At 64.7% G+C, this 12,736-nt stretch carries 10 protein-coding genes; 7 read left to right on the plus strand and 3 right to left on the minus strand.

Annotated elements, in window-relative coordinates; genetic code table 11:
* Positions 1-140 precede the first annotated feature (140 nt).
* The 7 genes from ACERNI_RS01170 (at position 141) to ACERNI_RS01200 (ending at position 7,796) form a co-directional block, all read left to right on the plus strand.
* Positions 141-1,457 (plus strand): lipoprotein-releasing ABC transporter permease subunit, encoded by a 1,317-nt coding sequence (locus ACERNI_RS01170; RefSeq protein ID WP_448831435.1) that lies wholly within the window; start codon positions 141-143, stop codon positions 1,455-1,457.
* 17 nt (positions 1,458-1,474) lie between these two features.
* Complete coding sequence (locus ACERNI_RS01175) at positions 1,475-2,179, plus strand: ABC transporter ATP-binding protein (protein WP_448831436.1); 705 nt, start codon at positions 1,475-1,477, stop codon at positions 2,177-2,179.
* A 63-nt stretch (positions 2,180-2,242) separates the two neighbouring features.
* Entirely contained in the window at positions 2,243-3,460 is a 1,218-nt protein-coding gene (locus ACERNI_RS01180) for an ABC transporter ATP-binding protein (RefSeq protein ID WP_448831437.1), read from the plus strand.
* Positions 3,461-3,730: 270 nt separating this feature from the next.
* On the plus strand, positions 3,731-4,672 hold the full coding sequence (locus tag ACERNI_RS01185; RefSeq protein ID WP_448831438.1) for an ABC transporter permease subunit: 942 nt from the start codon (positions 3,731-3,733) through the stop codon (positions 4,670-4,672).
* Entirely contained in the window at positions 4,672-5,460 is a 789-nt protein-coding gene (locus ACERNI_RS01190; protein ID WP_448831791.1) for an ABC transporter permease, read from the plus strand. Before ACERNI_RS01185 ends, ACERNI_RS01190 begins: the two co-directional genes overlap by 1 nt.
* A gap of 234 nt (positions 5,461-5,694) precedes the next feature.
* The gene (locus tag ACERNI_RS01195; protein WP_448831439.1) at positions 5,695-7,326 is read left to right on the plus strand and encodes a hypothetical protein; all 1,632 of its coding nucleotides are present in this window, start codon (positions 5,695-5,697) and stop codon (positions 7,324-7,326) included.
* 170 nt (positions 7,327-7,496) lie between these two features.
* Positions 7,497-7,796: a hypothetical protein gene (locus ACERNI_RS01200; protein ID WP_448831440.1), complete on the plus strand. Its 300-nt coding sequence runs from the start codon at positions 7,497-7,499 to the stop codon at positions 7,794-7,796.
* Positions 7,797-8,088: 292 nt separating this feature from the next.
* Here the strand turns inward: ACERNI_RS01200 and ACERNI_RS01205 are convergent, their stop codons facing one another.
* The 3 genes from ACERNI_RS01205 to ACERNI_RS01215 form a co-directional block, all read right to left on the minus strand.
* Entirely contained in the window at positions 8,089-9,825 is a 1,737-nt protein-coding gene (locus ACERNI_RS01205; protein ID WP_448831441.1) for an AsmA family protein, read from the minus strand.
* Positions 9,826-10,015: 190 nt separating this feature from the next.
* A complete protein-coding gene (locus ACERNI_RS01210) occupies positions 10,016-11,035 on the minus strand; it encodes an NADP-dependent oxidoreductase (protein WP_448831442.1) in 1,020 nt (339 codons plus the stop codon).
* 329 nt (positions 11,036-11,364) lie between these two features.
* Positions 11,365-12,537 carry an acetyl-CoA C-acetyltransferase gene (locus ACERNI_RS01215; RefSeq protein ID WP_448831443.1) on the minus strand — a complete coding sequence of 391 codons (1,173 nt, stop codon included), beginning with the start codon at positions 12,535-12,537 and terminating at the stop codon, positions 11,365-11,367.
* Positions 12,538-12,736: the final 199 nt, after the last annotated feature.

The following is a 12,736-nucleotide window of genomic DNA, read 5'->3' on the forward strand; positions in this document are numbered from 1 at the left end:
TCATTGGTGTGTGGAAGCGCTTTGTCCTTTTTTGTTTGTCGCGATTTCGGCCGCATGTGGCGGCGGCTTCGCCGGAATTGCATCGGCTGGTCTGGCGCGGGGCAACAGCGCCGCACCGTCCGTCACCGGAGGCGCAACGTATGACCAGCCCTGCAGGCATATTGGATCAGGACAGGTTCGCCGGGCCGCCGGAAGGGCGCGCCACCCGGCCGTTTTCCGCCTTCGAATGGCTGATCGCCGGTCGTTACCTGCGCGCCCGGCGCAAGGAAGGCTTCATTTCGGTTATCGCCGGCTTTTCGTTCCTTGGCGTCATGCTTGGGGTGGCGACGCTGATTGTCGTCATGTCGGTGATGAACGGCTTTCGTCAGGAGTTGCTGTCGAAAATTGTCGGCGTCAACGGCCACATTTTCATCCAGCCCATCGACAGGCCGCTGGACGACTACCGCGACCTCACCCGCCGCCTCGACGCCATGAAGGGGATTTCCTTCGCGCTTCCGATGGTCGAGGGGCAGGCGCTGGCGTCCTCGAAGGGCGGGCCGTCCAGCGGCGTGCTGGTGCGCGGCGTGCGCGGCGAGGACCTGTCGCGGGTCAGTTTCATCGCCAAAAATATCCGCGAAGGCACGCTGGACGGCTTCGACGCCAAGGAAGGCGTGGTGATCGGCAGCCGGCTGGCGATAAACCTCGGCCTGCATGCCGGGGACACCCTGACCCTGGTGGCGCCCCAGGGCGCCTCGACGCCGTTCGGCACGGCGCCGCGGATCAAGTCCTATACGGTGACGGCGATTTTCGAGATTGGCATGTCGGAGTTCGACGCCAGCTTCGTCTACATGCCGCTGGCGGAGGCCCAGGCCTACTTCAACAAGGGCGATGAGGTGAGCGTGATTGAGGTGTTCCTCAAGAACGCCGACGCCGTCGACGCCGCCCGTGAGGTGATCGACGCCAATATCGGCCGGCCGGTGATGCTGACCGACTGGCGCATCCGCAACCAGACCTTCTTCAACGCCCTGCAGGTTGAGCGGAACGTCATGTTCCTCATCCTGCTGCTCATCGTGCTGGTCGCGGCGCTGAATATTGTTTCCGGCCTCATCATGCTGGTGAAGGACAAGGCGCAGGACATCGCCATTTTGCGCACCATGGGCATGTCGCGCGGCGCGGTCATGCGCATCTTCCTGATCACTGGCGCGGCGATCGGCGTTGTCGGCACCGTGACGGGCGCCCTGCTTGGCGTGACGCTGGCGTGGAACGTCGAGGCGATCCGCACCTTCCTGAACCGGGCGCTGAATTCCAACATGTTCCCGGCCGAACTGTATTTTCTGAGCCGGCTGCCGGCGGTGATCGACCCCGTCGAGGTCACGGTCATCGTCATCACCGCATTCGTGCTGTCGCTGCTGGCCACGCTTTATCCAAGCTGGCGCGCCGCCCGGCTCGATCCTGTCGAAACCCTTCGCTACGGCTGATTCTGGAGCATCCGGACATGAGTGAGCCTCCCGCGCTTTATCTGACCGGCATCATGCGCAGCTATGCCCAGGGCGAGCGCTCCCTGGACATTCTGCGCGGCGCCGAACTGGCGATCTGGCCAGGTGAAATCGTAGCTCTGGTGGCGCCTTCCGGCACCGGCAAGTCGACGTTGCTGCATGTTGCAGGGTTGCTGGAAAAGCCCGACGCCGGCGAAATTTATGTGGGCGGGGAGCCCACCTCGCTGCTCGACGACCGCGGGCGCACGGGCTTGCGCCGCACGCACATCGGCTTCGTCTATCAGTCGCACCATCTGCTGCCCGAGTTTTCCGCGCTGGAAAACGTCGTGTTGCCGCAACTCGTCGCCGGCCTGAAGCAGAGGGAGGCGGAGCGCCGCGCCTCGGAGCTTCTGGGATTTCTGGGGCTTGGCGAGCGTTTGAAGCACCGGCCGGCCGAACTGTCCGGCGGTGAGCAGCAACGCGTGGCGCTTGCCCGCGCCGTGGCCAATGCGCCGCATGTGCTGCTGGCCGACGAACCGACCGGCAACCTCGATCCGGAAACGGCCGAGCATGTGTTCGGCACCCTGGTGACCCTGGTGCGGGCCACGGGCCTTGCGGCGCTGATCGCCACGCACAACCTGTCGCTGGCGGCGCGCATGGACCGGCGCCTGACGCTGCTTGACGGGCGCATTGTCGATATGGACGAAGCTGCGGCGCGCCAGTAATTCCCGGACAGGTTGGCGTGACGATTCGCGCAGGCGAAGCGTGGCTGGCGGAGGGGCGCGGGCATGAATGACAGACTGCGTGGCGATGGCGCCGCGGGCGCGGCGCGCCTCGCGAAGGAGCGGATTGGCAAACCAGGCCGGGCAGGGCTCGGCGCCGTGCGGCGCGATTTCGCGCCGTGGGCCGATCCGGCGGCCACGCCCCTCATCCACTTCGAAGGCGTATGCAAGCGGTTTGGCGACGCCATCGCTATCGACAACCTCGATCTGTCGATTTACCGCGGCGAATTCTTCTGCCTGCTGGGCCCCTCCGGCTGTGGCAAGAGCACGCTGATGCGCATGCTCGCCGGTTTCGAGCAGCCCGACGCCGGTCGCATTCTGCTTGATGGCGTCGATCAGGCTGAGATCGCGCCCCACAGCCGGCCCGTGAACATGATGTTCCAGAGTTATGCCCTGTTTCCGCACATGAGCGTGGAGCAGAACATCGCCTTTGGCCTGCGGCAGCTTGGCCTGCCGAAGGCCGAGATCCAGGCCCGTGTCGACGAAATGCTGGCCATGGTGCAGCTCACGCCGCTGGCCCGGCGCAAGCCGCACCAGCTTTCGGGCGGCCAGCGCCAGCGCGTCGCGCTGGCCAGGGCCCTGGCCCGGCGGCCGCAGGTGCTGCTGCTCGACGAACCCCTGGGCGCCCTGGACAAAAAGTTGCGGGAAGAAACCCAGTTCGAGCTGATGGATATCCAGGAGGAGCTGGGGGCGACATTTCTTGTGGTCACTCACGACCAGGAGGAAGCCATGGTGATGGCCGACCGCATCGCCGTGATGAACCAGGGGCGCATTGCCCAGCTTGATGCGCCCGGCCGCATCTATGAGGAGCCGGCGAGCCGTTACGTGGCGGATTTCATCGGCGATGTGAACCTGCTGGAGGGCGCGGCGCTGGGCCGGGAAGACGGTCTGTGGCGCATTGCCTGCCCGGCGACGGGCGGCGAAATCCTCGTCGCTTCCGACGCGGCGCTGGCGGTGGGGCAACAGGTGGCTGTCGCCGTGCGGCCGGAGAAAATCCGTATCGACCGCGCCCGGCCGGCGGGCGTCGCCAATGTCATTTCCGGCGAAGTCTGGGATATCGGCTATCTGGGCGACTGGACGACTTATGTGCTGAAACTGCCAGGTGGCGACACCCTCAAAACCTCCCGGGCCAATGTGTCGCGGCATGTGGCCGAGCCGGTGACCTGGGAAGAAAACGTGTTCGCCAGTTTCGCTCCTGACGCGGCGGTGCTTCTGACAGGCTGACGCCAGCGCATGATCAGGATGAACGGCAGCGGCCTGTCCGCCAAACACCATGCGAAACCGAAAAATTGGGGCGGAGGCGCGGTTTAACCTGAGCGCATCCCGCCCCCAGGGGCGCCGGCTTTCGCCAGCGATGGCGCGCCTGGTTGAAACCGCGACCGTTTCATGAACAGGGTCATGTCACGCCGCTTTCCGTTCGCCGCACAGTTCCGGTAGCCGCCGCATGACGATGTTTCCAGATCACAATCGGTTCGCGCCAACGTCTGGTCGCAGATGGCCGGGAGCGCGCCCGTGAGCCGGCGCGGCTATCGCGCCCCGGGCGCGCAGCGTCTGGTGCGCTGGGCTCCGGCGATCTGGCTGACGCTATTCTTCGCCACGCCGTTTCTGCTGGTGTTGCGCCTGAGTTTTTCGGAGGCGGCGACTGCCCAGCCGCCCTATCGTCCGGTTGTCGACTGGAGCGAGGGGCTGGCCGGCGTCTGGGCCGCCCTGCGCGGCCTGCGGCTGGACAATTACGCCCTGCTGCTGTCGGACCCGCTTTATCTCGCCTCGGCGCTGACCTCGTTGCAATACGCGGGCGTCGCGACCGTGTTGCTGCTGCTCATTGGCTTCCCCATTGCCCATGCTCTGGCGCGCCAGCCGGAGGGACGGCGCGAACTGTTGCTCCTTCTTGTGATCTTGCCGTTCTGGACCAGCTTTCTGATCCGGGTCTACGCCTGGATCGGCATTCTGAAGCCGGAAGGATTGCTGAACGCGGCGCTGCTCTGGCTCGGGCTGATTTCGACGCCGCTGCAAATCATGAACACGGGCGTCGCGGTGATGATCGGCCTTGTATACTCCTATCTGCCATTCATGGTGCTGCCGCTCTACGCCACGCTGATCAAGCTGGACCATAGCCTGCTGGAAGCCGCGCAGGACCTTGGCGCGACGCCGGCCCGGGCCTTCTGGAGCATCACGCTGCCGCTTTCTGCCCCAGGCGTGGCTGCAGGCGCATTGCTCTGCTTCATCCCGATGATGGGCGAATTCGTCATTCCCGACCTGCTTGGCGGCTCCGACACCCTGATGATCGGCCGCACCCTGTGGAGTGAATTTTTCAGCAACCGGGATTGGCCCATGGCGTCTGCCATCGCCGTTGTGCTGCTTGCGGTGCTGCTGGCGCCGATCCTGGCCTGGCGGCGGCTCGAAGAGCGGGCGGCCGAGGCGGAGGCGGGACAATGATGGGCCTGCGTCGCGCGGCGTCGCCGCTCATTCTTGGCCTTGGCCTGTTCTTTCTGTACGCGCCAATTGTGCTGCTGGTGCTGTGGTCGTTCAATGATTCGCGCCTGGTCACGGTCTGGGGCGGCTTCTCGCTGCGCTGGTACACGGCGCTGTTCAGCAATGCGGCGTTGATGGAAGCCGCCTGGGTCAGCGTGCGGATCGCCGTGGTTTCGGCGGCGCTGGCCACCATTCTGGGCACAATGGCGGCCTTGACGTTGACCCGGCATGGCCGTTTCGCCGGCCGGACGGCCTTCACCGGCATGGCTTACGCGCCGCTGGTCATGCCGGAAGTGATGATTGGCCTCGCTTTGCTGCTGTTGTTCGTCGGGCTGGGCGTTGATCGCGGCTTCTGGACTGTGGTGATTGCGCATACGACAGTCACCATGTGTTTCGCGACGGTGATTATCCGCGCGCGATTGACGGATTTCGACATCAGCCTGGAAGAGGCGGCCATGGACCTGGGAGCGACGCCTGTTCGGGCGTTTTTCCTGGTCACCGCGCCACTGATCGCGCCCTCCATGGCGGCCGCCTTTCTTCTGGCGTTCACCATGTCCATGGACGATCTGGTTATCGCCAGTTTCGTTTCGGGGCCGGGCGCCACCACCTTGCCGATGCGGATCTACAGCCAGGTGCGCCTTGGCGTGACCCCCGAGATCAACGCCGCCTCTTCCGTGCTGATCGCATTGGTGGTCATTGGGCTTGGTTGCGCCTTTGTATTGATGCGTCGCAGAAAGCCTGCGTCGCGCTGATTTTCGATCTCCCTGTTGTGCTGTCTCCCCATGCGCGCCGGTCTCCATGTTTTTCATGGCAAAATCGGTGATTTGTACACTGATGAATCAAAAGTAATTCAAAGTATATATGTGTTGTGCTGTCGCATCAGAAAAATATATCTTCGAAAAAATATCAAGAATAATACTTGAAACTCATAATTATTATTCTGATACTTCTGTCGTCGCGCAACAGCGCGAGCGACGAGGTGAGCGATGTTCAACTTTCGGACGAGCGGCTGGCGCCGGCACACGGACCGGGTGGACGAAGCAGCGGCCCAGTATTCTGAAGCTGACCCCGAAGCAGGGGGTGAGGCAAAGCAGCTCGCCGTCACCCATGAGGCGGCGGGACGTGCGCAGGAGGTGATCCGGGCGCAGCTCGCGGATTTGTCCCAGCGGCACCTGGTTTTGCGGCAGGCGGGCGAAACCCTGGAGGGACTTGAGCGCTCCGTGATGCAGCTGCTGTCTGACCACCAGCGCGTACGGCTGAATTCGGATGCAACGCATGGCGAGCTGGAGGCGGAGCGGGAGCAACATACGCGTTTGCGGCATGAATTCGCCAGGCTGCAGGAAGAAACTCACGGCCACAAGCAGGCGCGGTTGCACCTCGAAACCTCGCTCGACAATTTGCAGCACAGCGTTCAGGGGCTTGGCGGCGAACTGGCCGACGCCAGGCGCGAGCACGCCGCCCTGCAGGGGGAAGCCGGCCAATTGCGCGGCAACCTTGCCGATGCCCTGGCCCGGGCGGGCGACGCCGAGGACAAGGTGGCCTTCTACCGGAACAAGTTCGAGGAGCGGCAATCGCAGATCGGGACGCTGGATGCCTCCCTGAAGAAGGAATTGCAGCAGAACGCGGTATTGAGCGAGGAAGCCCGGGCGCTACAGGAAAGCCTGGAAAATCTGAACCGGACGCTGGCGCGCCGCGATCGCGAGCACGCGGCGGCGCAACTGGCGCTGGAGCAGGCGGCCGAGCGGCGCAAGGAACTGGAAAACGGCCTTGCCGAGGCGGATCGCAAGCACAAGGGCGCTGAGGAAGAACTGCGCGAGGCGCTTGAGAGCACGCGGGCCACCTCCGGCTCAACGGCGAACCGGCTGGAGGCGATGGCGTCGCGTTTGCAGGTTACCGAGAACCTCCTCGCCCAGGCGCGGGAGGAGATCACCGCCCGGACTGAAGAACACTCGGGCGCCCAGCGCCAGGTGTTGCAGATCACGCTGGAGAAGAACTCGCTGGAAAAGCGCGTGGAGGAAACCCGACGGGAGCGGGATCGCGCCGATCGTCTGGCGCGCGAGACCAGCGAAATCAACGCGCGCCTGGCCGAAAGAAGTCATGCCCTCGTCGCGAGCCTGAAAACGCGGGAACGCGAGCACGAAGTCGCCAAGCAGAAATTGATATCGCTGACCGAGGAGTTGTCGCACATCAAGGAAGCGATGCGTGTTTCGGAGCAGCAGTTCCAGTCGCACGTTGCGGAGCTGAACGCTCAGGTGGCCCATGAGCGCAGCAGCCGGCAGATGGCCGACGGCTCCCTTGAGGCGGCCCGCGGCACCATTGACAATTTACGACAGGAAATCGCCCGGATGCGTCCTGGAGGCATGATTGCCGACCCCGGCGAGCATGAGGCGCGGGAGGCGACGGCGAGAATGCCCGTCGCGGCGCGGATGATTACCCGCGATGACCTCGATAGCGAGGAGGATGTGCCGGCGTCCACCGGCGATGGCGCCATGGCTGCGGAGGCGACGGATGAAAAGCCGGGAAAGCTGGCCAGCGGCGGTGGCGCGCCCCGCCGTAACGGCGCCCGGATGCCCATGGTCGTGGTGCAGGCGGAAGACAATGATCGTTTTCACAATTGAGGGCTGCAGGACCGGGTAGCGCATGGGGCGCAATCCCCCGGCGCCCCTGCTGATCCGCGATGCGCTGCGGCGTCTGTTTCGCCGCGCCGGCAGTGACGCCTGTCCGCGCGTAACATCAGTCCAAACATACTTTGCCAATATCAACGCCGATATCAACACGGAGTATTGTCGTGTGGCCGTCGTTTGAAAGCCCCTTGCATTTAATCCGCCATCTGAGCGTTTTGCAGAGTCATACCATCCGGATTGGAGCCAACGGATCTGAGCCTGCCAATGTGCGGCCGCTCGCCATGTTTTTGCGACTGTTCGCAACCCATGATTGCACGATCTGCCTTGAAGATGTGGATGGCAGCCGTCGCCAGCTGGATGTGGGCGCGCGGCAGGCCTGGTTTGTGCTGGCTGATGGCATTTCTCAGGTCCAGGCGGCTCCCGGCAAAACTTCCGGCCGTCTCTATGTCAATGAGTTTGGCTGAGAACGGCGCGCCAGGCCCTGGCGCATGGTCCGTTGCCGGAGCCCGAAGCTGCTACGCATCCGCGACCGCATGACCTGAATGCGCGCGGCATGTCCTTGCGCGGCTTGCCCTTGCGGGGCATGCCGCACGCGGTTCATGCCTCGCCAGGCCGGACGCGCCGCATCCTTTCGAATCAGGGCATCGCGCCTGCCGCCCCATTCCTGAATGGCGTCCCTTGTCTGGCCGGGCGATACGTCCGCCTCGCCTGACGGTGCGTTGTTCAGGTGAGTGTGCTGTTCAGGTCCGGCGCCGTTCAGGGGGAGGCGTTGTCCGGTTTGGGGGCGGCTGGGGGAAGCGGGGCGATCGTTGGCGTCTTCCAGGGACCCGTGATCTGGAACTGCGCGGTTTCAGCCCCCGTCCCGGAAGGGATGGAGCCAGCCAGCGCCAGAATGCCATTGGCGTCCAGGGAGCCCGTAAGGCGGAGGCTTGCGAGGCTTCCCTGAATGAGGGCTTCGTCAATGAGGACGCGGCCGCCGTTCAGCATCCAGTTGACCCTCAGGCTGGAGAATTTGGTTCTGCCGCGCAACCCGGCCAGTTCGGCGGAGCGTTTTTTCAGGTCGGCCAGACCTGTGAGGCTGATGCCGGTCAATTCGCCTTCGCCCATCTGCAGGTGGCCGCGGCCATCCATCCTCTGCCGCAGTTCCGTCGCCGTGACGCCACGGGTTTCCAGCATGAAGGCGCCGGATACGTTGCCGGCGATGCGCTCTGTCCCGGCGACGAGGGTGGAAAGCTGGCTGGCGGAAATGCCATCCCCTGACGCCTGGGCGCGGATCTCCACCCCGTTCCCACTGGCGGGGACGATGGTCATGCGCCCCTTCAGGCGACCGTCAAAAGCCTCCGCGATGCCGAGGACGGCCTCCAGCCTGCCGTTGCGCAGGAGCATGCTGGCGGCGACATTCCGGGCGGCAATTTTATCGGGGAGTTGCAGCCGTCCGGCTGAAAGTCTGAGGTCAATATCCCATGCGCGCCAGCGATCCGGCGACATCATGGCGACGCCAAGCTGCCGGGAGAATTCCGGGGCGGCTCCCACATCCAGGTCATCGGTCGCCAGCGTGCCGCTGAGGCTCAACCCGTTTGCGCCGCCGCGCAGGCTGAGCGCTCCCTCAAGGGCATTGTCATTGATGTTCAGGGCCGCCGAGGTCAGGGCCACTCCCCTGGAGGTCAGGCTGCAGGTGGCGTCGATCGACAGGGTTGTGGCGGCGCCGGTCAGCGGCAGGCGCAGGTCCAGCCAGTCATTCACCCGGGAGAGACTGTCGGCGGCGATCCGGGTTTTGCCGTCAAAGCGGCGGCCGCCATCGGTTAGGGCGCCGCGCAGTTCAATGTTGAGGGACTCGCTGGCAAGCCGGGCGGTGAGGTCGGTGTCGCCGCCGCTGGCGATGGCGCGCGGCGCGAGGCCGCCCAGGCTGAACTGCACCGCCTGGCCGTTGAAGACGGCGTTGCCGGACAATGACAGGGGGGCCTCGGGCGAGGTCCAGGCAAGCGTGGCGTTGATATTCTCAGCCTGCGGCCGCTTTGCGTCCGCTTCCGTCAACGCGCCGCCGATCACCGTCAGACGGTTGAGGTGCGGGGCGCCGCCGCTGGCGCGACGATAGGCGCTGGCGAGCGCAGCCAGCGCGCCTGTCCAGATATTCTCTCCGGAAACAGACCCGGCGCCCGCGCGGACCGCCGGATCGACCAGCGTTGCATCCGCCAGCACGAAACGTCCGGAGAGCAGCGGCGCCAGTTGCAACTGCCCGCGCAGCTGCCGCGCCGTCACGCGCGTCGCTCCGTCTGCTGTCGCCAGGACGATATCTTCAAACTTGATCCGCGGCGCCGGAAGAATCGCGAGGGTGACCGGACCCCGGACATCGAGCCCGAGGCCTGTGAGCGCATTCACATGCTTGCTGATCTGCCGGGTGGCATGATCGTCGGCCAGGGTCCATGGCGCCATGCCGACGCCAATGGCCGCCAGGCCGACGGCTGTCAGAATCAGAACGCTGCGTCGGCGCATGAGCCTTCCTGGAACATCTTACCCGATACGTGGATATCATGTTCCTGAAGGAAAATGCGTCAACACGGAGGTCAGGGAGAAAAATCTGGCGCGCGGGCCGATGTTTTGCCCCATATCCCCAAAGTTAAGGGCCGCCCCGGCGGCGCCTGGGCGGCCGCCCAAGGCCCAATGGCGCGCCTGGGCGTCATGCTCATTCCCGGTCAGTGACCACCCGGACCATGCGCTTGCCGCGATTCTCGCCGGCCAGAAGGCCGATCAGCGCTGCCGGGAGGTTTTCCAGACCGTCAATGATGTCTTCCTGGACCTTGAGCTGGCCTGACGCGGCCCAGGCGCGCAGATCGGCGAGGGCGGCGGGCGCGTCGTCGTAGAAGTCATGGACAATGAAGCCTTCCATGCGCAGGCGGCGGACGACAATCAGGCCCGGCACCCCGCGCACGCCGCGTGGCGAGGCCGTGTCGTACTGGGAGACCGCGCCGCAGCAGGCGATGCGGCCGCGCTCGTTCATGCGGAACAGCATGGCCTCCAGCACATCGCCGCCGACATTATCGAAATAGACGTCGACGCCATCCGGGGTCGCGGCCTTGAGCGCCTTGTGGAAGTCGCCAGCCTTGTAGTCGACCGCGGCATCGAAGCCGAGTTCACGAACCAGCCAGTCGCATTTTTCAGCGCCGCCGGCGACGCCAACAACCCGGCAACCGTGGATTTTCGCGATCTGGCCCACAAGCGAACCCACGGAGCCGGCGGCGGCGGAGACAACCACGGTTTCGCCGGGCTTCGGCTGACCGACCCTGAGCAGGCCGAAATACGCAGTGAGGCCGGGGATTGTGTAGAGGCTGATGAGATGGCTGAGCGGTCCCGAGCGCTCCAGCCGGGTCAGGCCGCTGGCTGGAACGGCGGCGTATTCCTGCCAGCCGGTGTCAGCGAAAACCAGGTCGCCAGGCTTGAAGCCGTCAGCACGCGATTCGACCACCTCCGCCAGCGCGCCGCCGGCCATGACCGCGCCCGCGCCCAACTCGGAGCGATAGGTGGCCGCCTGCATCCACGCCCGGTTCGCCGCATCGAGCGAGACGATCAGCACGCGCAGCAGCACCTCGCCGTTTTCCGGACTGGGGACCTTGCCGTCGACCAGCCCGAAATGGTGGGGGGCCAGCTTTCCTGTCGGCTTCTCAAGCAACAGAATCTGGCGATTGGCGGCTGGCGTCGGCGACATGGCTGGTTTCCTCCCGATTTTTTTATGGGTGTGCCATTGGCGCGATGGAACGGGTTCAGGTCAAGTCGGCGGCAGAGCTCCTGGCGTGAGAGGTTGCCAGGGAAAGGTCGACGAACAATTCACATTATATATATAAAACAAATTATTATTGGAGAAATTTAATCTGAATCCTGACATCCCGTGGGGCTGGGTGACTTCAATGGACCTGGAAGGCCGGTTGGCGGGATGTTGTCATGTTCTGGATAAAAATTTCATGACAAGTGTATGAAAAAAATAAAGGACGCCGGATAGTTCCGGCGTCCCGCTCCATCCGCGAAGGATGGGTGTAGTCAGAGGCGCTCGACGATGGTGACGTTGGCGAGACCGCCGCCTTCACACATGGTCTGGAGGCCGTAGCGCTTGCCGCGCGCCTGCAGGGCGTGCAGCAGCGTGGTCATCAGCTTGGCGCCCGAGCCGCCGAGCGGGTGGCCGAGGGCGATGGCGCCGCCATTGACGTTCAGACGCTCCGGATCGGCGCCAAGCTCCTTCAGCCACGCCATCGGCACGGAAGCGAAGGCTTCGTTCACTTCGTACAGGTCGATGTCGTTGATCGACATGCCGGCCTTCTTCAGGGCGACGCGGGTCGCTTCGATCGGGGCCTCGAGCATGATGACCGGGTCGCCGCCAACCACGGTGAGGTGGTGCACGCGGGCGATCGGGGTCAGGTTATGCTCTTTGAGCGCCTTTTCGTTGACCACCAGCAGGGCGGCTGCGCCGTCGCAGATCTGGCTGGACGTGGCGGCGGTGATGCGGCCGCCTTCCTGGAGCAGCTTCACGCCCTTCACGCCATCGAGCGTGACGTCGTAGCGGATGCCCTCGTCGATTTCGTGCACGATCTTCGAACCGTCATCGAGGGTGACTTCGACCGGAACGATTTCTTTCTTGAAGGCGCCTTCCTTGGCGGCGCGGATCGCCTTGAGCTGCGAGTTGTAGCCAAATTCGTCCATGGCGTCCTTGGTCAGGCCGTGCTTGATGGCGATGGCTTCGGCGCCGGCGAACTGGCTGAACTGCACGCCCGGATAGCGGGCTTCCATGCGCGGGCTCTTGTAGATGCCGAAGCCGTTCTTCATCGGCAGGATCGCCGGAAGACCCATCGGCACGCGCGACATCGACTCAACGCCGCCGGCGATAACCATGTCCTGGGTGCCGGACATCACCGCCTGGGCGGCGAAGTGCAGGGCCTGCTGCGAAGAGCCGCACTGACGGTCAACCGAGGTGGCCGGAACGCTTTCCGGAAGGCGCGAGGCCGAAACGGTGTTGCGGGCGACGTTGGTGGCCTGTTCGCCAGCCTGGCCGACGCAGCCCCAGATCACGTCGTCGACGCGGCTCGGATCAATGCCGGTGCGGTCGAGGAGGGCGTTGATGACTTCCGAGCCCAGATCCACCGGATGCCAGTCCTTCAGACGACCAGCCTTGCGACCGCCGGCCACGCGCGCCGCTGCAACGATATAAGCTTCTGCCATTTTCTCACTCCCACGGACCTGTCTGGCCCTTGTCTGCGCCATACGGCCGACGCCGCTGGGTCAGGATTTGTTGCCGCGCGGACCGCACGTCAAGGCGCCCCGGGGGCGCCATGCGGCCAGGCCCCACGGAAGGGCAGGCGGCAGCACGCCAGAAACGCAAAACGACGCCGGCGGTCTGTTCACAGCCCGCCGCCCGGCA

The sequence above is a fragment of the Camelimonas sp. ID_303_24 genome, assembly GCF_053543495.1.